General features: G+C 39.3%; 23 protein-coding genes. 12 read left to right on the top strand and 11 right to left on the bottom strand.

Features of this window, described 5'->3' with window-relative positions; genetic code table 11:
• Positions 1 to 199 precede the first annotated feature (199 nt).
• Positions 200 to 2,017, top strand: coding sequence for a protein kinase domain-containing protein (locus NQT65_RS02570; protein WP_256850425.1), 1,818 nt, complete (start codon positions 200 to 202; stop codon positions 2,015 to 2,017).
• A gap of 55 nt (positions 2,018 to 2,072) precedes the next feature.
• On the opposite strand, the gene NQT65_RS02565 is transcribed toward NQT65_RS02570, so the two are convergent.
• Complete coding sequence (locus tag NQT65_RS02565; protein WP_256850424.1) at positions 2,073 to 2,597, bottom strand: hypothetical protein; 525 nt, start codon at positions 2,595 to 2,597, stop codon at positions 2,073 to 2,075.
• Positions 2,598 to 2,620: 23 nt separating this feature from the next.
• The gene (locus NQT65_RS02560; RefSeq protein ID WP_256850423.1) at positions 2,621 to 3,616 is read right to left on the bottom strand and encodes a YHYH protein; all 996 of its coding nucleotides are present in this window, start codon (positions 3,614 to 3,616) and stop codon (positions 2,621 to 2,623) included.
• Between the two features lie 164 nt (positions 3,617 to 3,780).
• Between NQT65_RS02560 and NQT65_RS02555 the strand changes: the two genes are divergently transcribed.
• Positions 3,781 to 4,212, top strand: coding sequence for a DUF3859 domain-containing protein (locus tag NQT65_RS02555; protein WP_256850422.1), 432 nt, complete (start codon positions 3,781 to 3,783; stop codon positions 4,210 to 4,212).
• 255 nt (positions 4,213 to 4,467) lie between these two features.
• On the opposite strand, the gene NQT65_RS02550 is transcribed toward NQT65_RS02555, so the two are convergent.
• The 3 genes from NQT65_RS02550 to acuR form a co-directional block, all read right to left on the bottom strand.
• A complete protein-coding gene (locus NQT65_RS02550) occupies positions 4,468 to 4,884 on the bottom strand; it encodes a VF530 family protein (RefSeq protein WP_004586518.1) in 417 nt (138 codons plus the stop codon).
• 73 nt (positions 4,885 to 4,957) lie between these two features.
• Positions 4,958 to 5,947, bottom strand: coding sequence for an acrylyl-CoA reductase (NADPH) (gene acuI / locus NQT65_RS02545; protein ID WP_256850421.1), 990 nt, complete (start codon positions 5,945 to 5,947; stop codon positions 4,958 to 4,960).
• Between the two features lie 50 nt (positions 5,948 to 5,997).
• A complete protein-coding gene (gene acuR, locus NQT65_RS02540) occupies positions 5,998 to 6,630 on the bottom strand; it encodes an acrylate utilization transcriptional regulator AcuR (RefSeq protein ID WP_256850420.1) in 633 nt (210 codons plus the stop codon).
• 608 nt (positions 6,631 to 7,238) lie between these two features.
• On the opposite strand from acuR, the gene rmf reads away from it, so the two are divergent.
• Positions 7,239 to 7,409, top strand: a complete 171-nt coding sequence (rmf, locus tag NQT65_RS02535) for a ribosome modulation factor (protein ID WP_004586522.1) — start codon at positions 7,239 to 7,241, stop codon at positions 7,407 to 7,409.
• 70 nt (positions 7,410 to 7,479) lie between these two features.
• Here the strand turns inward: rmf and fabA are convergent, their stop codons facing one another.
• The gene (gene fabA, locus NQT65_RS02530; protein ID WP_004586523.1) at positions 7,480 to 7,995 is read right to left on the bottom strand and encodes a bifunctional 3-hydroxydecanoyl-ACP dehydratase/trans-2-decenoyl-ACP isomerase; all 516 of its coding nucleotides are present in this window, start codon (positions 7,993 to 7,995) and stop codon (positions 7,480 to 7,482) included.
• A gap of 204 nt (positions 7,996 to 8,199) precedes the next feature.
• On the opposite strand from fabA, the gene NQT65_RS02525 reads away from it, so the two are divergent.
• The 3 genes from NQT65_RS02525 to NQT65_RS02515 are packed head-to-tail and all read left to right on the top strand — an operon-like array spanning position 8,200 to position 10,308.
• Positions 8,200 to 9,057: a 6-carboxytetrahydropterin synthase gene (locus NQT65_RS02525; RefSeq protein WP_256850419.1), complete on the top strand. Its 858-nt coding sequence runs from the start codon at positions 8,200 to 8,202 to the stop codon at positions 9,055 to 9,057.
• Entirely contained in the window at positions 9,050 to 9,868 is an 819-nt protein-coding gene (locus NQT65_RS02520; RefSeq protein ID WP_138685719.1) for a M23 family metallopeptidase, read from the top strand. Before NQT65_RS02525 ends, NQT65_RS02520 begins: the two co-directional genes overlap by 8 nt.
• Before the next feature lie 5 nt (positions 9,869 to 9,873).
• Positions 9,874 to 10,308 (top strand): acyl-CoA thioesterase, encoded by a 435-nt coding sequence (locus tag NQT65_RS02515; RefSeq protein ID WP_256844961.1) that lies wholly within the window; start codon positions 9,874 to 9,876, stop codon positions 10,306 to 10,308.
• A gap of 207 nt (positions 10,309 to 10,515) precedes the next feature.
• Here the strand turns inward: NQT65_RS02515 and NQT65_RS02510 are convergent, their stop codons facing one another.
• The 5 genes from NQT65_RS02510 to NQT65_RS02490 are packed head-to-tail and all read right to left on the bottom strand — an operon-like array spanning position 10,516 to position 16,099.
• Positions 10,516 to 11,838, bottom strand: coding sequence for a Na+/H+ antiporter family protein (locus NQT65_RS02510; protein WP_256844962.1), 1,323 nt, complete (start codon positions 11,836 to 11,838; stop codon positions 10,516 to 10,518).
• An 8-nt stretch (positions 11,839 to 11,846) separates the two neighbouring features.
• Positions 11,847 to 13,808: a transglutaminase TgpA family protein gene (locus NQT65_RS02505; RefSeq protein WP_256850418.1), complete on the bottom strand. Its 1,962-nt coding sequence runs from the start codon at positions 13,806 to 13,808 to the stop codon at positions 11,847 to 11,849.
• The gene (locus tag NQT65_RS02500; protein WP_256850417.1) at positions 13,801 to 14,796 is read right to left on the bottom strand and encodes a DUF58 domain-containing protein; all 996 of its coding nucleotides are present in this window, start codon (positions 14,794 to 14,796) and stop codon (positions 13,801 to 13,803) included. Before NQT65_RS02500 ends, NQT65_RS02505 begins: the two co-directional genes overlap by 8 nt.
• Before the next feature lies 1 nt (position 14,797).
• Complete coding sequence (locus NQT65_RS02495; protein ID WP_256850416.1) at positions 14,798 to 15,703, bottom strand: AAA family ATPase; 906 nt, start codon at positions 15,701 to 15,703, stop codon at positions 14,798 to 14,800.
• 12 nt (positions 15,704 to 15,715) lie between these two features.
• On the bottom strand, positions 15,716 to 16,099 hold the full coding sequence (locus NQT65_RS02490) for a response regulator (protein WP_029772290.1): 384 nt from the start codon (positions 16,097 to 16,099) through the stop codon (positions 15,716 to 15,718).
• Positions 16,100 to 16,565: 466 nt separating this feature from the next.
• Between NQT65_RS02490 and NQT65_RS02485 the strand changes: the two genes are divergently transcribed.
• From NQT65_RS02485 to NQT65_RS02460, 6 genes are all read left to right on the top strand, one after another.
• Complete coding sequence (locus NQT65_RS02485) at positions 16,566 to 17,888, top strand: hypothetical protein (protein ID WP_256850415.1); 1,323 nt, start codon at positions 16,566 to 16,568, stop codon at positions 17,886 to 17,888.
• Positions 17,889 to 18,027: 139 nt separating this feature from the next.
• On the top strand, positions 18,028 to 19,332 hold the full coding sequence (locus NQT65_RS02480) for an ABC transporter substrate-binding protein (protein WP_256850414.1): 1,305 nt from the start codon (positions 18,028 to 18,030) through the stop codon (positions 19,330 to 19,332).
• Between the two features lie 118 nt (positions 19,333 to 19,450).
• A complete protein-coding gene (locus NQT65_RS02475; RefSeq protein ID WP_024033631.1) occupies positions 19,451 to 20,323 on the top strand; it encodes a carbohydrate ABC transporter permease in 873 nt (290 codons plus the stop codon).
• Positions 20,324 to 20,325: 2 nt separating this feature from the next.
• Positions 20,326 to 21,156 carry a carbohydrate ABC transporter permease gene (locus NQT65_RS02470; RefSeq protein ID WP_004586533.1) on the top strand — a complete coding sequence of 277 codons (831 nt, stop codon included), beginning with the start codon at positions 20,326 to 20,328 and terminating at the stop codon, positions 21,154 to 21,156.
• Positions 21,157 to 21,166: 10 nt separating this feature from the next.
• Positions 21,167 to 22,180, top strand: a complete 1,014-nt coding sequence (locus tag NQT65_RS02465) for an ABC transporter ATP-binding protein (protein ID WP_256850413.1) — start codon at positions 21,167 to 21,169, stop codon at positions 22,178 to 22,180.
• Positions 22,181 to 22,345: 165 nt separating this feature from the next.
• Positions 22,346 to 23,305, top strand: a complete 960-nt coding sequence (locus tag NQT65_RS02460; protein ID WP_004586535.1) for a sugar-binding transcriptional regulator — start codon at positions 22,346 to 22,348, stop codon at positions 23,303 to 23,305.
• Positions 23,306 to 23,930: the final 625 nt, after the last annotated feature.

Raw genomic sequence — 23,930 nt, 5'->3', positions numbered from 1 at the left:
CAGATAGTTTAAATACGGCTTAGCTAATCGATTGGATGCAACATTTGTTATAAAGGTGTAATAGTGCATGTTTAGCACTTAGCTAGTTAGCTTTTTAGGTATGAGTAAAAACTACCTAGTTAGTATTGTAATCTGCCTATATAACACTAATAATCATGTGGCTAACTCACTATTTAACCTATAAAACAAAGAGCCTGTATTGAAAGCAAAAGAAATTCGCAATTTTTATATTAACGAAGAGCAATCTGTTTATTTGCTGTCACATAGAGATGCCAAAAAACACCGTCAATGGCTTAATATTTGTATTAAACAACTGAGTGCGCTTGGCTATAAAAATGTAGAGATGATTGGCTCAGGCGCGTTTGGGTTTGTGTTTGCTGGCAATGACGAAAATGCCTTACCTTGGGTGTTTAAGTTCTCGCGTATAACGCTTGCCCAAAGCGTGCGCGACCGCCTAGAAGACGAAGCGTATATGCTCTCGCAAATTAATAACCCGCTAGTGCCTACCTTTTATGCTTTTGAGCGTATAAAAAAGCAAGGTATTTTAATGATGGCCCGTGCCATTGGCGAAGACCTTGAAAAAGTATCGCTAAAAAAAGGGCGTTTTAGTGCCGCCCATATTATGCAATTAGGGGTGCGGCTGCGTAATGTATTAATTGACCTGCGTAATCATAAAAATGGTTTAACCCCTCAACCTATAGTGCATGGCGATATTAAACCTTCTAACTTAGTATGGGATGAGCAAAGCGATGCGCTGTCTTTAGTTGATTGGGGAAGTTCTGTTTACGCACAGGTTGATAGTAAGGGTGAGCCTATAGCCAGTAATTTTATGGATTTAATGTCGGGAGATTTAAGTACTACTAATGCCAGAATGGGCGATGTGTATTTTATAGGTGATGCGCAAATGTCGGGTGAGCAGTCATCCCCACGCTTTGATGAACAAGGTGTGGCTTCTACCTTATATGCACTTGCCTCCGCTCAGTCGTGTCGTTTTGGTGCGCAAGCCATTCCTGCAAGCTCGCTTGGCTTACCCAAAGAGCTTGCCAATGTAATTGATGGCATGTTGTCTAAAAATAAAACCATACGTGATGGCGCTGGTGATTACTTTATGCGTAACATTACTAAAATGGCTAAGGCGTATTTACCTGAGCTTAAAAAAGCGGAGCCTCGTCCTGCTATACCTTATTGGTTTGGCAAAGGCGATAAGCCCGACACAGTAGTATATAGCTCGCGCAAACAGTTTTTACGACAAGCCGATCATAATCAGCAGCTGCTAGATGTTAACGATGCTCAATTAGACCGTTACTATAAAGAGTTTTTGTTTGATACCGGCGATACCGAAAAAGCCTTTTTGGCCTCAATTAGCCGCCTAGCTAAATACCCGGTAGTGGGTGGATTGAGTTTTCATTGGAAAGATGAGTCGTTGTTTGTTGAGTCATCGCTTATTATGCATGATGAAAGTTTAAAAACAGCCTTTACCGATGCCATTAATAATACCGTGATGCTTGCTCAAGCAATAAGTCAAAAAGGTTTATTTAAGTGTTGTTTATTTGATGCGCGTAAAACCATTCAGTTAGAGCGAGATGGAACCGGAGCGTTTAAGTTTGATAACCTCCCTGAGCTTGATTATGAAGTTGTTAGCATGAAGGCAAACGAAATTGCACGTCCACATTCTTACTTTGAAGACGGTAAAGACCCTGATGAGCAGCTGCAACTTCCTAAAAAAGTGATTAGATGCGTGTTTGAGCTAAACCAAATTCATCATACTGGCTGTATTATATTTGAAGCACTGCCAGATAGAATGAAAATACACCATTACTATCGCTTACTTGATGAAAGCAAAGAAGTAGAGTTTAAACGGTTACTTAATAAATTAATGCAGTATGCAGTTAACATTACTGATGTGGGGGTAGCAGGATTTATGAAGCTTCCTTATAAAAACACTCGCGAATTTTCGCTTTGCGAAAAACAACCAGAGAATTTTTTTCCTAAAAATCCAAAATTATTAGCGCAGTAAAAATAAAAAAGGGCAGCTTAATATTAAGTCTGCCCTTGGCTACTTAATTGTTAGTTTAAAACACTGTGCTAAAAGGCGTACGCGGTGTTAAAGCAAACTGATGAGTCATTTTTTGCTGTTTGTTAGTGGCGGTAATGTGGTACTTATTAAAAACAGAATTTTGACTAAATAACCTAACGTTTAATTTTAGCTGTGCGCTTATATCGGGCACTGTATATCGGCCCGTAATGGTTATGTACTCAATGTTATTAGTATCAGTATGCGACACTTCAGGGTTTAGTAATAAGCCCTCTAAAGAAAACTTATAATGATGATCGTTTAAATAAACCCCTCGCATTATGGTTTTGCTGATTTGCTTTTTATGGGCGTTAAATTCATCCATAGATACTTTTTTATTTAAATCATCATCAAGGTTATTAAATGCAGAAATAGGCAGCGAGAGCACAATAAAGGCATGGTTATCAATCACGTTTAATGTTCCGTGTTGAGCCACCATTAAATGTGCATAAACAACCGGTGCTATAACAATGTTGGCCACTAAAACAAGCGCAACCAGTGCTTTTTTATGTATTTTCATCATGCTCACTTTGCCAATAAGTTAATTTATAGCTCGCCTTTAACACAGCGTTGAAAAAACGGATAAGTATCGGTTGCATAGTAATGGTATATGCCTTGTGGAAATTCAGGGGTAACACCAAAGCGCCCGTTACACTCATCTAAATCGCCAGAACCAGCTACATACTCCCAATCTTGTGCAAAAGTTCCCAGTGGATAAATATCGGTAGAAGGGCGGTTATCGCTTACAGTACTAATATGTTGGTAGCTACCTGTCATCACTTTAAGTGACGAACTTGCATCATCCGCGGTGCTATAGCCATAGCGCGCATAAATAGGAAACCCATCAGCCGCCCATGCGATTAGGGTCATTGTTGAGCTGTTGCCGCCTCTAAGGGAGATAAATCCCTCAGGCATGCCATGATAATGATATGTGCCATCGGGCTGTACGTGTGCGTTGTTATCGTCAGTACCAAAACTAAAGGTATCTTGGCTTAGTGCTTCAATACTCCAGTTGCCACTGTTATCGCCAAGCGAGCAATTATCGCCAGAGTCATCACAACTGCCGCCGGTACCAGCATCAATTTTAACGCCATTTAGTACTATGCCTAACACGCCTCGAGGGCCGCCCATTAAGGTTGCGGTATCGCTTTGTATAGGCGTTAACGTAAAGCTCTCACTCACTGTTTGCTCATAAATGGTGTTTGGATTATCGGGGTTAGGAAACGTGCCCACATCATGATCGGGAATGCCATTAGCAACTACATCACGTGTTGTACCTGTGCATGCCCAATCAGCAGAGCTGGTGGTTTGCACTGATGTTGAGTCGTTGTATTCATTGTAACTGTATTCACATAGCACTTGTTCGGTTGAGCTGGTGCCACTTGTTGCTGTTGTACTGTCACTGCTTGAACTTGTACTTTCATCAGTGGCGGTTGTTAGGTTTTGCTCATCACTGCCACATGCAACAAGAGAAGAAATTGCTGCGCTTAATAACGAAATTTTTAATAGTTTAACTTTATTACATAGAGAGTGATTCATCATACACAGCCAATTAAGTACTAATTGACGCTATTTTTGATCTTAAATGTGCAAGCAATGTGCAAAAATAAATCAACATTGAGTATGTTTGTTAATCAGGTGATTTTACTTAAGCTGCATGTATTATAAAATCAGTGCATTAACAGCCTAAAGTAAAGAATGGTGTAATGGCAAAATCAAAACCTGAGGTGTCGATTCAAAGTTGTGGGATTTATTCTACATGGGATAGCAAAAGTAAAGCATTGCCACAAATTGAGCAGTTTACAACCAATGTAATTGCCAAGCTTGATGTTGAATTTGGTTTAATAATTAATATCAAAAAAGCAAAAGGCGAAAAACTTCACTTTTGTATTTATCACCCCGATATACCAGACAGTAATGGTGAAGTAATGCCGCCCTTTGAAGGCGTTGAATACATTAAAGAGAACGACTGGCAGTTTTATTTAGGTGATACGCTGTGGGAGCCTATTGAAAATAAATTAGGTGATTGGCGAATGACACTCACCCTAAATAATAAAATTATTGCCGATAAAACATTTAACGTTGCACTTGAAGAGCAAGGCTCTGTTAATGATTTTTGGCGTAAACGAGGTTACTAAGCCCTAAAATTGCAGAGCTAAAAAAAGCCAATATACATTGGCTTTAAAAATATAACTAAACCTGAACTCTGGTTAAGAGATAGACCAACATAATTTATCATGATGATCTTTAAGCTTAATTCTCTAGCCAGCGGTTTTCGGTGAAAACAAGGCGAATTTACGCGTCAATAGCTAGCCTATTGCAAGTAAATTCAACGCTGTTAGCGCTGAAAATAGCTGCTAGAGATAGATTTATTATCCAGAGTTGAGGTTAACTTAGTTCCCCCACGGGTTAGTTGCATTTGAGCGTTGTTTTCGCGCCCTGGCGCGTTGTTTAGTGGCCTTTTTTTCCATAATTCGCTTTGCATCACTAAAACTTAATTCGCACGGCTCCCCCGGTTTATGATCCGCAGGAATAACTCTATCTCGTGGCGGTAATTCGTATTGCACATCGTCGGGTTTAGGTAAGTTTTTAAGGCGGTATAGGTAAAAGTTATCTACCTTTTCTTGTGCCCATTGTGTTTTACGTAAAAACTTAACCGCCGATTTTACATCTGGGTTGTTTTTAAAACAGTTTAATTGCAAATAAGCGTGTAGTAGCTCCCACCCATACTGCTCAACCAGTTCTTCAACCACTTGCTCTAATTTTACGCCTTGCAGTGGGTTATTACTGTAAAGATCTTGGTTGCTCATAGGTGTTGCCTCATTAATAAAAATACAAATGCCATTATAAATTTAATAACGAGGCTTTAATAGATAAAATTGCTTAACTTTGGCAATTAACAACTACGCGGCCGCGAATTTTACCTTCCATAAGTTGCTCGGCATTTTCGATTACTTGCTCAAGTGTAATTTCGGTTGAAATTTTATCAAGGTAATCGGCTTTAACTAAGCTTGCTAGTCTGTCCCATGCTTCTACTCTGTCTTTTTTAGGGCGCATAACGCTGTCTATACCAATTAAAGACACACCACGTAAAATAAAGGGTGCTACTGATGCGGGTAAATCCATGCCTTGGGCTAACCCACACGCAGTAACCACACCACCGTATTTAAGCGATGCACAAATATTAGCAAGGGTGTGGCTGCCTACCGAATCTATAGCGCCAGCAAAGCGCTCTTTTTGAAGTGGCTTACCTGGGTTTGAAAGCTCATCGCGGCTAATGATTTGTGACGCACCTAGCTCTTTTAAGTAATCGCTTTGCTCCATTCTTCCTGTGGCAGCGGTTACGTTATAGCCCAGCTGACTTAATAAATAAATGGCAAAGCTGCCAACACCGCCGTTTGCACCGGTCACTAATATTTCGCCATCACTTGGAGTGATGCCTTGTTTTTCAAGGGCAATGACACTCAGCATTGCTGTGTAGCCCGCGGTGCCAATTTGCATTGCTTGTTTTGGCGAAAGTGCTGCAGGGAGGGGGATTAACCAATCACTATTAAGCGATGCCTTTTGTGCAAGGCCCCCCCAGTGTTTTTCGCCCACACCAAAGCCATTTAAAATTACATTATCGCCAACAGTAAATTCATCCGTACTTGTTTCACTTACTTTGCCCACTAAATCGATGCCTGGCACCATAGGAAAACTGCGCACAACAGGGCCTTTACCTGTAATGGCTAACCCATCTTTGTAATTGAGTGTGCTGTAAAGTACATCAAGTTGCACGTTTTGATCTGGTAGGTCACTTTGCTGCACTTCACTAAGCGCCGCAGCGTAGTTTTCGTCTTTAGTAATTACAATAGCTTTAACTGAGTTACTCATAACATATCCTTTTAGACCGATCGGTTTTTAATGGCTAAATAAAATGCGCATTAGGTAAGTAATGCGCGTAAAAACATTTCTGTATACAACGTAAGGGGTTTACTTGATTGGGTAAGTTTAGCGCGCATAACGGCGCCTTCCCAGCCAATCCAAAAATATTCACTCATAAGCTGCGTATCAACAGTTTTAGCAAGCGTGCCTTGTTGCTGTGCTTCATTTAAACACAGCTCAACTTGCTGCTGCCATGCTACGTAGCTTTGTAGTAGGCGGATTTTAAATTCATCACTTAAATGATTGAGCTCTTGATTTAAATTGCCGACCAAACAACCGCGTTTGTACTGGTATTTTTGCATGCCCATAATGGCACTTTGCGTAAAGTGAATTAAACGCTCCAGGGGCGGGGTATTGCTATCGGTTAAAAATTTTTTAAGTTTAGTAATAAAGTAGTCATCGTAGGCATTTACTAAGGCAATACCAAACGCTTCTTTACTTTTAAAGTAATGATAAAACGAGCCTTTAGGGACGCCGGCTTTTTTTAAAATGGTATCAAGGCCAGTTGCGCTAAAACCAAATTCAGTTAAGGTTTCTAGGCCAACCCTAATAAGGTGCGCTTTGGTATCGGCGTTTTCGCGAGGTATTTTAGGGGGTCTTCCGCGCCGTGCGGGTGCCTGAGCAGTGTTCATTATAAGTAACCCCTAATAGCTTTTTTTAAAGTTAATCCATATTAGACCGATCGACTTTAATTAATCAAGCATAAATACCAATTGTTTAAAAATAAATCGCTAAAATTGTTTTTTAAACAAAAGGGCAAATTGCAATAAAATTGTCATGATTACATTTTTGTTTGGAACTTAGCCAAAAAAGCTGTGTCGGATAAATAGGTCGTGTTGATTTTTGCTGGGTAAATTTGCAGTGGAGTTTGGCATTTAGGCAAGGCGATAGTGCACCATAAATACCAACTATATGCTGCCCATTAGGTGCTTTCATTAAGCAGTTATTTAATCGCTCTAATGGATATATTTAAATCAGCAAAGTAGAACACGCCTAGCACATAAGTGCATTTAAGCGGTTAGATAACCGTATTGTAAATTAAAGAAGCAGTAAGAAATGAAGTGGTACGACCACTGCGTTTTTATTAATGTTAAATTATTTTTGCATCAGCATGTTAGTTAATGTCAAACAAATTAATTAATTTTGCTATTTGAATTTAACATTTTTATTAACTATTCATTAAATGTAGATTTCACTAATGCTACAAAATTTATAATTAAAAAAGGTGAGGATATTACCGATGAAGAGACAAAAAAGAGATCGTTTAGAAAGAGCTCATTCTCAAGGTTTTAAAGCAGGTTTAGCTGGGCGCTCAAAAGAGCTATGCCCTTATCAGCAAATCGATCCTAAGTCAGAATGGTTAGGCGGTTGGCGTGAAGCAATTGAAAACCGAAACATGTATAAAACCTAATTCATCAGATAAGAATTAACGTAAAAAGGCCTCCAACTTGAGGCCTTTTTGCATACATTCATTACTAATTTTAGAATGCGCTTGTGTCTTGAAATAAGCCCACTTTTAAATCTTTTGCTTCGTAAATTACGCGGCCATCTACTTCAACTGTGCCATCAGCCATACCCATAAATAGTTTACGCTTAATTACACGTTTCATATCAAGGCGGTATGTTACTTTTTTAGCTGTAGGTAAAATTTGACCGGTAAATTTAACTTCACCCACGCCTAAAGCACGGCCTAAACCAGGGCCACCAGACCAGCCTAAGAAAAAGCCAACGAGTTGCCACATAGCATCTAGGCCTAAACAACCGGGCATAACTGGGTCACCTTTAAAATGGCAATCGAAAAACCATAGGCTTGGGTCAATATCAAGCTCAGCTACAATTTGGCCTTTACCGTGCTCGCCGCCATCAGCAGTGATTGAAGTAATACGGTCCATCATTAACATGTTGTCGCTTGGTAAACGGCAGTTACCTTCACCAAACATTTCACCTTGACCACATAGGATCAAATCTTCTTTTGTATAGCTATTTTTAGGTTCCATAACACTTATCTTCGCTTAGAAATTGCCAAGTACTTTAGCGTACACTTGTACGCTAAACAACTCGGAGCAGTTGAAAAAAACACTTTTTTGCGTGATTTATCGCCAATCAGTAGTGGCGATTGCTTTTTGCACTATAAAACCGCGCAATTACAATCAGAAATCATTATAATTACCCCTGACTTATAACCAGTTTAAAGGAAGTTTATGATCCTTTTTGTTAACTCACTAACAGTGATTGATTTTTCTTACTTATGTAACAAACGCGGCGCCGTTGGCGAGAGCTGGATTGTTGACTTAACGTTGCATGGCAAGCTAAATGAAGAGTCTATGGTGTTAGACTTTGGCTTAGTTAAAAAGCAAATTAAAGGCATAATTGACGACTGTTTAGACCACAAATTAGCAATTGCTAAAGGTTTAAATGGCACAGTACAAGAATTTGATTCGCACAAAACGCTCGATTGCACATTTGGTGATAACCACCATTTAGCCATGAGTGCTCCGCATCAAGCTTATTGCATGATAGATGCACCAGAAATTAGCGTTGAATCAGTGACTGAATTTTTAATCGGCACTATTTTACCAAAACTGCCAGGAAACATTGAAAAAATTGAGTTGACGCTTAAACCAGAGCACAGCCAAAGTTTTTATTATCATTACAGCCATGGCCTTAAAAAGCACGATGGTAACTGTCAGCGTATTATTCATGGCCATCGCTCGCAAATTGGTATTAATTTAGATGGTATGTCTATGCCACGCTTACAAAAGCAATGGGCAGAAAAATGGCAAGATATTTACTTAGCCACACGTGAAGACCAAATCACAGCAAGCGAATTAAAACACATAAGCGCTAAAAACGATGATGTGTGTTTTGCTTACACCGCTGCACAAGGTTACTTTGAAATGGCGATAAGCGAGTCACGCTGTGACATTTTACCAGTTGATACAACGGTAGAATGTATTGCTCAACATCTTGCTGAGCAAGTTAAGGCAGAATACCCAGACAAAGACGTAAAAATTACCGCATATGAAGGCGTAGGAAAGGGATCGATTAGTTATGCTTAAAACTCTTTTAGCCACAGCGCTTGTAACCACAACTAGTTTTAGTGCATTAGCGCTTGAGCTAAAAGGGCACCTAACGCAGGGCGGCTTAGTGACAGGCAAGCTTGAAAATGTAAAGTCGGTATCGCTAGATGGTAAAACATTAAAGTTATCAGACTCTGGCGATTTTGTGTTTGGCTTTGGTCGCGACGCGAAAGCAAAACACGCCCTTACGTGGGTAGATACTAACGGTAAAACACACACGCAAGATTTAATGATCACTAAACGTGATTATAAAATTGATAAAATTACCGGTGTGGCTAAAAAGTATGTGTCGCCCCCTAAAGAAGTAAGCGCACGTATTAGCCGTGAGGCGCAAGCAATACGTAAAGCGCGGGCGGTTAACTCTGATTTACAGTACTTTTTAGAGCCGGTATTAAAGCCTGCACAAGGGCGTATATCGGGTGTTTATGGTAGCCAACGTTATTTTAACGGCGAACCGCGACGCCCACATTTTGGTTTAGATATAGCCAATAAAACCGGCTCGCCTGTTTATGCTCCGATTAGTGGCACCGTGGTGTTTGCTGACCCCGATTTATACTACTCGGGCGGTACGCTTATTATTGACCACGGCCATGGCGTTACTTCTACATATATTCATTTAAGTAAATTAGATGTAAAAGTAGGCGATACAATAACCCAAGGCGACAAAGTTGCCGAAATAGGTGCAACAGGGCGTGTAACAGGCCCACACCTTGATTGGCGTTTTAACTGGGAAGGCGAGCGCCTAGACCCAGCATTATTGATGCAAGATAAGCTTGCTAATAAAAAGTAGATACTATGACAGACATTAACCGCGATGCAATTATTGCAAAGCGTATTGAAGACTCAACGACCTCGGTTACTAAAACGGTGTTTCCTGGGCGCACTAATCATCACAACACATTGTTTGGTGGCGATGCGTTAGCATGGATGGACGAGGTTGCTTTTATTGCCGCCACTCGCTTTTGCCGAAAGCCGTTAGTGACTATTTCATCTGATAGAGTTGATTTTAAAGAGGCTATTCCAGCGGGTACTTTTGCTGAGCTAATTGCTAAAGTTGTGCATGTGGGCAATACATCACTTAAAGTGGATGTGGATATTTGTTTAGAAACCATGCATAAAGATGATAAGCACTCGGCTATTTCAGGCAGCTTTACCTTTGTAGCCGTAGATGATGATCACAGACCGACACCGGTGATATGCGATAAAATGATTTACGGTTTTGATAAGTAAATATTAAGGCAAGGGACTTTAAATAAGCATCTTTATTAGGTGCTTATTTAATTATAGCAAAAGAACACATCATACTAATTAGTTGTAAAAGCAATCTTAGCAACTATAAAAATATATAGATTAGATCAGCAAAGAGGTAGGTATAAAAAAGGCATGGAATACATGCCTTAAAAATAATGAATTATACACACTATAGGTAAAGAGGAGTTAAAGCACCATAGCCGCAATCCAACCAAATATAAGTAATGGAATATTAAAATGAATAAAGGTGGGGATCACCGAATCTCGTATATGGTCATGTTGACCATCGGCATTTAAACCCGAGGTTGGCCCAAGTGTAGAGTCTGAGGCAGGAGAGCCCGCATCACCTAATGCACCCGCTGTACCCACTAAAGCCGCAGTTGCCATAACCGAGAAACCTAAATCTAAACATAAAGGAACAAATAAGGTAGCTATAATTGGCACTGTAGAGAACGAACTACCAATACCCATTGTTATCAATAATCCCACTAATAAAATAGAGGCCGCAGCGAGGGGCTTATTGCCATCAAATAATGCCGCACCACTGTGAACTAAACTTGCTACATCACCGGTTGCTTTCATTACCGAGGCAAATCCTTGAGCCGAAATCATAATAAAACCAATCATTGCCATCATGGCGACGCCTTTACTAAATACGTCGCCGTTTTCTTCCCACTTAACAACACCAAATACACTAAATATCATTACGCCAACAAGGCCGCCTAATATCATAGAGCCACTTAGGTTTTGAGCAACCAAGGATGAAAGCACAGCAAACAAACCTACTATCATTACTTTTTTTGGTTTCTCAATGTCGGTAGCTTTGCTTTGTGTTGTTAACGGTTGCGCTTTGTAGTCACGGCGCTTTGCGTAACTTATAAACACCGCAATAATTAACCCAACCAGCATACCGCAGGCAGGAATAATCATTGCCATAGGCACTTGGGTGTTAACTATGTCTAGACCGTTATCAACTAAGTTTTTATGCAAAATAGAGTATAAGTAAATGCCACCAAATCCATAAGGCAATACCATGTAAGAGGTAGCTAAACCAAACGTTAATATACAAGCAATAGCGCGGCGGTCTAAACGTAGTTGATTAAACACAACGAGCAAAGGGGGGATTAAAATAGGTATAAAGGCTATGTGCACAGGCACTAAATTTTGAGAAGAAATAGCGCAGCCTAATATAATTAATAAAATAAAATAGCTTAAAAAGGTTTCGCTGCCTGCACCTTGTGCATTCACTTTGTTTAATAGCTTTTCGGCGAGGATACGGGTTAATCCCGATTTTGAAATAGCCACTGCAAAGGCCCCTAACATTGCGTAACTTAGTGCAATTTCAGCGCCGGCCGACAAGCCAGAATTAAATGCATCAACACTTTCTTTTATCCCTAAACCCGCTGTTAAACCAGCTACAAGTGCACTAATTATCATAGCTACAATGACATTTACACGGGCTAAGGAGAGCCCAAGCATTAAAATAACGCCTATAACAACCGCATTCATAGTTTTCTCTATTTTGAAGATTTAATTAATTTTATCAGATCTTTAGCCTGATTTTTACGTTCTTTAGTAAAAGGTTTTTTAGCGTAGCGCACTTGGTTAAATAAATAGCTAAATTCGCTTAAAGGTTCCGCAGCATTAGGGCTTTGCTCAGCAAAGTGTATTAACTGCTGATTAGGTGAATAGTGACTAGGCGCCGCTATGTCGTTTTTATCTGCCCAGTGCTTAATTACCTCAAATTCTGAAACTAACGGCGGGCATTTACTTTTATTGCGTGGCCAATTTAAATAAATAAAGTAAGCAGCAAAGCTAAAAGCAAGCCCTAAAACAACCGCTAAAGGTACCAACCAAAGATGTTTACTACCAAAAAGTGATTTTAAAAAATTGCTTTGCTTTTCTTCGTCAAAGCCAAGTACCCAGCTAGTCCATTGGTAATCAAGGGTTTCTAGTTTGAGCCTTAACCAATTAACGGCTGCAAAGTTACTTAAACTCACTAAGCCAAAATCGAGATTACTTTTAAATTCATCATTGAGTTCTTCGTTTTGCGAAAGTGAACCATTTAGCCGCTCGGGGGCGACCACCGCAGTGGCATCAAAAATTTGCCACTGATTATTAATATACACTTCAACCCAAGCGTGGGCATCGTATTGACGAATCGATAAATAATTATTTGTTTGGTTTTTTTCACCACCTAAATAACCGCTGGCCAAGCGCGCGGGAATACCGGCGCTTCTAAAAATATACGCTGCTGCACTGGCGTAATGGCCGCAAAAGCCGCGCTTTTTATCAAATAAAAATTGATCAATAGTGCTGTCACCGGTCATTGGCTCAGGGGTTAACGTGTAACTAAATTCTTGTTTCGCAAAGTAGCTAAGCAATGCATTATAAAAGTCACTTTGCGAGGTTGTTGATTGTTTAAGTTCGGCAGCAAGCTTGGCTGCTTGTTGGTTTGTTTGGTTATTTAAACGTGTGTAATAAGCGGTTTGCCAATTTGAAAGTTGTTCTGTACTCAGTGCTGCACTTGATACCTGATACTGCAAGCTTTTAGCTTGATATTGTTTTTTTCGTAATAACCCTAGCGAATTACTTTCTACATTTTTATTGTTACTGGTTGCGTATTCAAGCCCATATAACCATTTTTGATTAGCAGGCTCGGCAATAATTGTGTAGGTATTTTGTACTGCAATTTGTTTATTGGGATCAGCACTTTGATTATTATATTTTAATAAATCAGATGTTTTCCACGCTTTACCATCAAAGGTATCGTGCACAAGTGCTCGCCAATAATAAGGTGAGGCGGGCGTGTCGTTATCAAAACGCGCTCTAAAAACCAGTTCATCAGAATTAGACAGCTTTGCAATATCAAACGGGTCTACCTGTTCAGAGAGCCCTGTTTTAGCAAGCTTTGGCCCAGGTAACTGCCAAAAAGCGGGCATTTTAGGTAAAAACAACAGCAAAAATATAGCTAAGGGCAAAGCAATAAATAACAACTTAGCACTTTGTTTGGAGGCTAATTTTAAACTATGAGAAGATTCAATTAAACTCAATACAGCAAAGTTGAGTAAAAATAGGGCGCTCATGGTTAAGGTGGTTATTATGCTTTGGTTAAACAAATACGCCGATGAAATAGAAAAAAACGTGAGTGTGACAATAATATGGTAATGTTTTTTTGTTTTAGCCTGCAGTAATTTAAAAATACTAGAGAGCAATAACATAGCAACAAACAATATGACTGTATCGCCTATACCTATGGTGTAAATCATTAATATTAAAGCTAATCCAGCCAAAACATTTGCAAGCCACGCGTTAGGTTTAGGGTTGTTAGTCAGTGTTAAGTACACGTTCCAAAGACATAAAAGCGATAAAACCCCAATAAACAGTATGGGCATATGCGATAAATAAAACGCAAATAAGCAAGCATATATAAAGCTCATTGCTAAATTAATTGCCCGGTAATTTAATAGCTCAGCCATTATTTGCTCCGCCGTATTCGCTCAGAAGTGCTAAACACTGTCGTTTATCGTGCGCGTCGTTAGTTGCTTTGTAATTTGCTGAGGGCAAAATTAGTGTAAACGGCGTGTTGTTTTCGCATGCATTACACACTAAAAAGCAAAGCTGACTCAAGCGTTGCTCGGTGTTACCCGTTAGCAGGTTAAAATCAAAAACAATATCGGACTTTTTATAATCTATAAATTCTTTAACGAGTAACTGCTGCGATTTAGCATAATGTTTCCATGAAATTCGCTGCAATCCCATTTCTGGTAAATGCGTAATTAGCTCATCAAACTCTTCGCTGCCGGGCTCTTTAATACTGCCTGTTTGCGTTGTGTGTTCAAACGTACTGTTGTAAGTGTCGTTTAATACATGCTCTGGCGCAGGGTAAACGTAAATAGAGTCATTAGGTTGTATATAACTCCACACGCTTACCAGCCCAAATGGGTAATTACTGTGTATTTTAAAACGTTCAAGGGTATATTTACCGCGGGCATTATAAGGTAGGTTAATAATTAAAGCGCTGTCTTTGGGCGTAACTTGCGCTAAGTGCTTTGCGTATTCTGAGTCACTCGAGTAGCTAAGCGATACTGATTGAGTAAGTGTAGGGGCTTTTAAAATAAATTTAACCGAGCCTTTATTTGGTGAGAAGCTGGCAAAACTTTTTATATATTCAACTTTTAGCCCTTTGGCATTTGTATAACCAAGCAGAACGGCAATAATCATCACCACAAACATTAAATAAGCCATCACCAAAATTAAGTTATTTTGATAATTAATGCCCATAACAAAATTTAAAATAGCCACAATAATAAAGTAAAAGCCGAGCTGCGAGGGCACTACATATATATTGTTATGAGCCAGCGTAATGGATTGCTTTGAATGCTTTTTTTTAAGTAGTTTATTAAGTATACGCTTTTTTAATGCGCCTAATATACTGACCTTTTTAGCTTTTTTTTTAAATAACACGTTAAACTGGCACAGCAACGGTTTTTAAGATTTCATTTACTTGCGCTTCGCCTGACTCGTTATGCAGTCCTAATCGGTGTTGGCACACACTGGCAAATACAGCTTGTACATCGTCAGGGGTTACAAACTCTCGCCCTTCAATAAATGCCCACGACTTAGCCGCTTTGGCAAGCGCCATACTTGCCCTAGGAGAGAGCGAGCCTGCAAATGCTGCGCTTTGACGAGTGTGCGTTACTAATTCAATAATATAATCGATTACAGGGCTACTTATCACAATTTGGTTAATTAAGGTTTGAATTTGCTGTAGCTGCTTAGCGTCTATTCTTTGTGGTAATTGGCTGTAGTCTCGCGGTTTAATGTTTAAAATAAGTTGTTTTTCAGCCTCTTTAGGAGGAAAACCCAAACTTATGCGCATTAAAAATCGATCTAACTGCGATTCTGGAAGTGGGTAAGTACCCGACTGATAAAGCGGGTTTTGCGTGGCAATTACAAAAAAAGAATTTGGTAATGTGTACTTAGTACCATCTACTGTAACTTGCTGCTCTTCCATCGCCTCAAGCAATGCACTTTGCGTTTTAGGGCCCGCGCGGTTTATTTCATCTGCTAATACAACTTGGCTAAAAATCGGCCCTTTATGAAATGTAAACGTGTGCTCATTAGCGTTAAATACATTAGTTCCTAAAATATCGGCAGGTAAAAGATCGCTTGTAAATTGTATACGCTGATACGACAGCCCAAGCACAGCAGCAAGTGCATGTGAGAGCGTAGTTTTGCCCATACCGGGTAAATCTTCTATCAGTAAATGTCCTTCACTGAATAAGCAGGTGAGTGCTAGTTTTACTTGTTGTTTTTTTCCAAAAATAACACTCGATAAATCGTCGATAATTGCCGTAACAGTGCTTTGCATACTGACCTTATTTTATTCGCTTAGTTCGAGGCGCTTCATAACAGAATTAACTTTTTTAGCGTTAAAAGGTTTTTCTATAAAGCCTTTAGCGCCTAATTCCCATGTATTTTGCACGTTTTCAAGGGTGTTATGACCCGAGCACATAACAACGTGAGCGTGAGGGTAGCTATCATTAATATGTTCTAGAATATCAGAGCTTTCAGAATCAGGTAAGTCCACATCCAAAAATATGACATTGGGTGATTTTTTATCAAGAAGGGGTTTTGCAGAAAGGTAATCGTTGCTTTCTAAAATATCTTCAAAGCCTAGCTCTGTTAATATTTGGTTTAGGTAGTCACGTATTTCCTTAACGTCATCAATAATAAGTATAGGCTCAAGCGGGCGCACAAATTCCATATGTTAATTACTTCTATTTTTTATACATCTAAAGTAATTTAATTTTATGCTAAGCACTGTATAAGCTCAAGAAAGTAAATCAAAAAACAACCAATTAGCGCTTTTACGCGCCTAAACCTGCCGTATTAATTAAACGCCCATACCATTTAATTGGTTAATAAATGTTAAATAACGCTCTTCAATAGTCCTCTACAGAACATTTTAAATAAGACTTTAGTCATAACTGGCAATTTTATTTTGGAATTCAAAACTATTAAACCATTGTTTATAAATGTAAATTTTTATAAGTACGATTTCATGTAAATGTTTTGTAATAAAAGATGTTGACGTTACATTATTCATTTGTGATTATGCTCACTAGCTGAGCCAATGCCCATTAAGAAGTTTAAAAACACATTAAAGTAAAATGCTCATTCGCTTTAGCTGCACACTGAAAATACACAACACACTATATAGAGAGTTCATTATGTTAAATAATAAGAAAGCTAAATTTGCGCTAACTTTAGTAGCAGCAGCGTTGGCGGCGCCAGCACAAGCAGAAATGTCAGATTACTTTGACCGCCTTGACGTTAACTTTCTAGCAATGCAAAACTTTCAGTCTATTCAAGCTAAAGACGGTGCATTTCGTCCTGGAGATGAAGAGCAGTCATCAGGTTTTGGGCGTATTAGAGCTAACTTAATGCTTAAGTTTCATATAAATGAATACATTACTGCCGACATTGATATAGCCGAAGAGCCAAACGATTTTGGCGGCGGCGACCGTGATTTTTCGTTCCATAACGACTTTGCAGGTATTGAATTTGATTTACTTGGCTTATACGGCACACCAAACGAAAACGAAAATTTAACGCTTCGTTTAGGTAATATTGGTGCGTCTCCATTTCAGTTTAAAGGTTTTCAAGACGGCGCTGATAACCAAAGTAATGCCTTAATTGGTAACGGCATTAACGACTACGCAACCGCAGAAAACGGTGCACAATTAAGCTACACAGAAACTTTTGATAGTGGTGTGCTTCGTTCTTATAACGTAGCGGGTCATATTACTACATCAAGCTTTGGCGAAGCATTTCAAGAAGATAGAGGCTTTAATTACCGCTTACAAGGTACATTAGAGTTTGAAGGTGGCTTTAAAGTTGGCTTAAATTACTTACAAGCAAACCAAGGCGACCAACTTCGTTTTGAAAATGGCGTAGCGAGCTTAGATGGACTCACAACAACAAATTACCGTTTTGGTGATGGCGAAAACTATAACTTTTCGGCTTCTCCTTCAAGCGAACGTGATACTCACGTAGGTGTTATGCCAGGGCTTGATCAGTCTATCATTCAATTAAATTTAGCGTATCAGCCATCAGATCAAACCAGCATCATTTTAATGTTGGGTAAATCGTCTGACGATTACACCTTTGCAGACTCTGCAGGTAACGCAGTGGCAGGTATTACCTACTTTGGTACAGATGGCGTGGCAGACGAAAACGGTGCCTCGTTTGATTCTAACAGTGTAATTAAAGGGGAAAGCTCAGTAGAATATTACGCCGTTGAAGCACAGCAATATATCATTCCTGAAAAACTTTACGTAGCCGCGCGCTATGCAGAGTCAGAAAACACTTCCGATCTAATCAGCCAAAACGATAACACCGTTGAGCGCTTACAAGTAGCCGCAGGTTACTGGTTTACAGATTCGACACTTTTAAAAGTTGAGTATGTAAACCAAGAAGAAGGCGCAAACTCAGGCGGCCAAATTGGTCGTGGTTTTGACGGTTTTACCTCAGAAATCTCAGTTAAATTTTAAATAGCTTACTAACTTACTGTTTGGTTTAAAGGTAATTTCAGCGCTGAAAATACGTTGAAATTACTCACCGCTTTATTTACTAAGGCGCTTTACAGTTATTTTTTAAGCGTCATTTAACATATTTATGAGGGTTAACCCGATGAAAACTAAATTATTAATGCTCGCGTGTTCAGTTATGGCTATTAACGTAGCCGCTAAAGAAACCATAACCATTGCCACTGTTAATAATGGTGACATGATCACCATGAAAGAGCTTAGCAATCATTTTGAAGAACAAAACCCAGATATTTCATTAAAATGGGTAACACTAGAAGAAAATATTTTACGTCAACGTGTAACAACTGATGTTGCCACAAAAGGTGGCCAATACGATGTAATGACAATTGGCACATATGAAGTGCCAATTTGGGGTAAACAAAACTGGCTAACTGAGCTTGATAACCTAGGTGAAAATTACGACGTTGATGACTTACTACCGGCTATTCGCAGTGGTTTAACCATAGATAACAAATTATACGCAGCCCCATTTTATGGCGAAAGCTCTATGGTTATGTACCGTACAGACCTAATGGAAAAAGCTGGCCTAGAAATGCCAAAGGCGCCTACGTGGAGCTTTATTCAAAAAGCTGCAAAAGCGATGACCAATAAAGATGAAGGTGTTTATGGCCTTTGCTTACGCGGTAAAGCGGGTTGGGGCGAAAATGTTGCTTTAATTACTTCAATGGCAAATTCGTTTGGCGCTCGCTGGTTTGATGAAAATTGGAAACCACAATTTAATACCCCTGAGTGGAAAGCCACACTCCAGTACTATGTAGATGTTATGAAAGAGTCTGGACCTGCGGGTTCGTCAGCGAATGGGTTTAACGAAAACCTAGCGTTATTTCAAACGGGTAAATGTGGTATTTGGATTGATGCAACGGTTGCTGGCGCATTTGTAACCAATAAAAAAGATTCTGAAGTCGCTGATAAAGTAGGCTTTGCACTTGCACCAGATAATGGCCTAGGAAAACGTGGTAATTGGCTATGGTCATGGACACTTGCAATTCCTTCTAGTAGTAAAAAATCTGATGCTGCAATGAAATTTATTAGCTGGGCAACATCAAAAGAGTACAGCCAATTAGTTGCCGATAACAAAGGCTGGGCAAAAGTACCGCCGGGTACTCGCGCATCACTTTATGAAAACGAGCAATACATGAATGCAGCACCGTTTGCACAAATAACGCTTGATTCTATTAATTCGGCCGACCCGAAAAACCCTACTGTTAAACCCGTGCCTTATGTTGGCATTCAGTTTGTTGCTATCCCTGAATTTCAAGGAATTGGCACTGCTGTTGGGCAACAGTTTTCCGCTGCACTTACTGGGCAAATGACTGTTGAGCAAGCGCTTAACACATCACAACGCCTAGTTGAGCGCACAATGCGTAAAGCGCGCTACCCAAAATAAATAAGTAGGCGGGTAAGTTTAGCGCTTACCTCGTATTTTTCGTCAGCATTAGCATGTTATCTAGTAGCCGTTTGTCGCTGTTGCTAAGGTTAATGCTGACTTTTTCAAGGTCACTGATATGGCAACTACACAGTCTCGTACGCTTGCACGCATAATGCTATTTCCTAGTGTAATTTTATTACTAGGATGGATGATAGTGCCGCTGTGCATGACACTCTATTTCTCATTTGTAGATTACAACTTACTTATTCCCGGTGAACGCGAATTTGTAGGCTTTTTAAACTACGAGTTTTTTTTAACAGATCCCGCATTTGTTGAATCCTTTTTTAATACCCTTTATTTAGTAACGGGTGTATTAGCTATCACCATTTGTGGTGGTATCGGTTTAGCTGTTCTCCTCGACCAAGCAATATGGGGGCGAAACTATGTTCGTATTATGGTTCTCGCCCCATTTTTTGTTATGCCAACCGTATCGGCTTTGGTGTGGAAAAACATGTTTATGAACCCTGTAAACGGATTATTTGCACACTTTGCAATTTGGCTCGGGTTTGAACCTATCGACTTTTTTGCGCAAATGCCTTTGTTTTCAATCATTATTATTGTTTCTTGGCAGTGGTTACCGTTTGCTGCGTTGATATTACTCACGGCAATTCAATCCCTTGACCGTGAACAACTCGAAGCTGCCGATTTAGATGGTGCAGGGCCTTTTAGTAAGTTTTTTTACATAGTGCTGCCGCATTTATCACGCGCTGTTACCGCTGTTATTTTAATTGAAACTATATTTTTACTGTCTATTTTTGCAGAAATTTTAGTGACAACCAGTGGTGGGCCTGGGTATGCATCAACCAATATTACTTACTTAATTTACACCCAATCGTTATTACAATTTGATGTAGGCGGGGGCTCAGCAGGGGGCATAGTTGCAGTAATTATTGCCAATATTGTAGCCATATTTTTAATGCGCCTTATTGGTAAAAACTTAGAGGGTTAATCATGGCTAGTGCAGCAAACAAAAAATCAAAACTAATTTATACCCTGGCAGCATGGACCATCAGTGGGATGATATTTTTCCCAATTTTATGGACATTAATCACCAGTTTTAAAACCGAAGCAGAAGCAATATCAGCCACACCAGCGTTATTTGCTTTTGATTGGACACTGGAAAACTATCAAGATGTGTTAGCCCGCTCGCCGTATTTTGATCACTTTTGGAACTCGGTGGTTATATCACTCGGCTCAAGTTTATTGGGCTTATTAATAGCCGTACCAGCCGCGTGGTCAATGGCGTTTGTGCAAACGAAAAAAACTAAAAACCTACTTATGTGGATGCTTTCTACAAAAATGCTCCCGCCGGTAGGGGTGTTAATTCCTATTTATTTACTCTTTAGAGACTTTGCTTTATTAGATACAAAACTTGGCTTAGTTATTGTTATGACCTTAATAAACTTACCGATTATGGTATGGATGTTATACACCTACTTTAGAGAAATTCCGGGTGAAATTTTAGAAGCGTCACGAATGGATGGTGCAACTATTGGCGAAGAAATATTTCATGTATTACTGCCAATCGCATTACCTGGCATAGCCTCAACATTACTGTTAAACGTAATTTTGGCATGGAACGAAGCATTTTGGACACTCATTTTAACCGCTGCGAATGCCGCACCACTAACGGCATTTATTGCCAGTTACTCAAGCCCTGAAGGGTTATTTTACGCCAAGTTGTCGGCAGCATCTGCCATGGCCATTGTGCCAATATTAATTCTTGGTTGGTTTAGTCAAAAACAATTAGTGCGCGGCTTAAGCTTTGGCGCAGTAAAGTAGGAGAACACACATGGGCAGCATCACACTAAAAAAAGTAACTAAAAGTTTTGATGAAGTTAACGTAATTAAACCGCTTGATTTAGAGATAAAAGACGGTGAATTTATTGTATTTGTAGGGCCATCGGGCTGTGGTAAATCAACATTACTTCGTATGATTGCCGGATTAGAAGACACAACCAGCGGCACAATTGAGATTGACGGTCAAGATGCAACACAAACGCCACCGGCAAAACGTGGTTTAGCTATGGTATTTCAGTCGTACGCTTTGTACCCGCATATGAGTGTGCGCAATAATATTGCGTTTCCACTAAAACGTGCAAAAGTAAGCCCTGCTGAAATTGAAAGTAAAATAGCAAATGCCGCTAAAATACTTAATTTAACTGATTACCTAGACCGTAAACCCGGGCAATTATCGGGTGGGCAACGCCAACGTGTAGCAATAGGGCGTGCAATAGTAAGGCAACCGTCGGCTTTTTTGTTTGACGAACCACTGTCAAATTTAGATGCATCACTACGTGTAAATATGCGCTTAGAAATTTCTGAGCTACACAAAAGCTTAGCTACAACAATGATTTATGTAACTCATGACCAAGTTGAAGCGATGACAATGGCAGACAGAATTGCGGTATTTAATGGGGGGATTATTGAGCAAGTTGGTACGCCACTTGAGCTGTATCAGCACCCGGTAAATAAATTTGTGGCAGGCTTTATTGGTTCACCAAAAATGAACTTTATTGAAGTAGATAACGATAGCCATGCACAAACGCACAGTTTGGGTGTGCGTCCTGAGCACTTTGAAATTTCAACTGAGTCAGGAACTTGGCAAGGTACAGTAGGCGTAATAGAGCATTTAGGCTCAGAAAGCTTTTTACATGTAACTATTAGCGATGGCAGTACGGTTACGGTAAAAGCAGATGGCGATTGCCCACTACAATATGGCGATACAATTTATTTAAGTGCGCCTGAGCTCAAGGTACATAGATTTGATAAAAATGGTTTAACGATTAAAAACCCAGCAGTTTAATCGAGCGTTTTAAGCCAATACTTTAGGAATAGCAAATTTACCTTAAAGTATTGGCTATTAAATTAATGTGACACTTCGGCATTTTATAAATGAATGATATATTTGCAAATATTATAAAATGATTTATCGCTAAAACTAAGCGGCTTATCAAAATAAGAGGTTTATGTGGCAAAGCTATCAAATACAGAAATACGTAAGCTCGATGATGCAGCTAGAGCAGGGTGGCTCTATTATGTTGCGGGAAAAACACAAGACGAAATTGCCAAAAAGCTCAATGTATCTCGTCAATCGGCTCAACGTATGGTGGCATTATCTGTAAGCCAAGGGCTTATTAAAGTAAGGCTCGATCATCCTATTGCTAAATGTATGGATTTAGCAGAAAAAATTAAAAGCCGTTTTGGCTTAGACTCTTGTGAAGTAGTGCCTAGCGATGGCTCAGATCCAAACTCTACAGTAGGTTTAGCGCAAGCTGGTGCTGCTGAAATACAACGCCATTTAAAATCAGAAACACCAAAAATTTTAGCTATGGGGACTGGGCGCGTATTACGTGCATGTGTTGATGAACTGCCAACGCTAGATTGTAGCCAACACAAAGTAGTGGCTATGCTTGGTAATATGGCACTTGATGGGTCGGCTTCACCATATGATGTAGTTGTTAGAATGGCCGAGCATATAAATGCAAAGCATTACCCAATGCCGCTTCCTGTATTACCAAGAAGTGTTGAAGAAAAACAGCAATTGCATTCACAACATAATATTACCAGTAACTTAAAATTGGCCACTCAAGCCGACGTAACATTTGTGGGTGTAGGTAGCCTAGGCGAAAAATCGCCATTGCATATTGATGGCTTTGTTGATGAGCAAGAGCTAAAAGAGCTACAAAATTTAGGGGCTGTGGGCGAAATGATCAGCTGGGTTTACGACAAACGCGGCCAATTAATTGACTGCACTGTAAACCAACGTGTTGCCAGTACGCCATTAAAAATTGAAGGTAATAAACAAATTTACGCTATAGCCGCCGGTGAAGATAAAGTACTTGCGATACTTGGTGCAGTTAGATCAAATATGATCAGTGGTTTAATTACTAACGAATACACAGCAGAACGTATTTTAAGTATGGATTAAACAAGGTTGTTTTAGGTAGCTTTTTAAAATCTACGGATAATAACTGACTGAATGAGCCTTTATTTTTCAAAAAGGAAAATAAAGGCTCATTTAAAATGCCAATAAAGTTATTAATAAATTTAAGCTTTTTATAAAACGTTTTAAATAGCGCTGTAATAAAAGAGCGCCAATGAAAATAGCAAAGCAAAAACTGCTGTGGTAAAAATTTTAAAGTAGCCAATGCTTAAAGTTCTTTGTAAGTAATATAGTTAGTAAAGTTTTAAGTGTAATGGATAAGAAAAGCGTAATGACCAGAAATAAACTAAAAGCACTGAGCAAAGTAAGGCTTGGTATAGCTTGGCAAAAACAATCTTAATGTCCGATACCGTCTAGTATTGGACATAGCAGGAGTGTAATACGCACTCCTTATTATAATATACATAATTACCTATAATTTATATTATGTTAAATAAGGTAAGTTAATACATAATCAGAGTAACTATAAACCCCTATTTCTGGTGTTTTGTAATAGTCTTTTAAAGTTGGTCTTTCAGTTAACCGTTCAAATTGTTATGCACAGTAACTTTCACAACAACTTACGTACTACATTATTTTACACCGATATTTTCGCAAATATTTATGTAGT

Origin of the sequence: Pseudoalteromonas agarivorans, assembly GCF_024518735.1 — a bacterium.
Taxonomy (GTDB): domain Bacteria; phylum Pseudomonadota; class Gammaproteobacteria; order Enterobacterales; family Alteromonadaceae; genus Pseudoalteromonas; species Pseudoalteromonas atlantica.
Note: the sequence above shows the minus strand (reverse complement) of the source record. Positions and strands in the feature narration are given on the sequence as shown.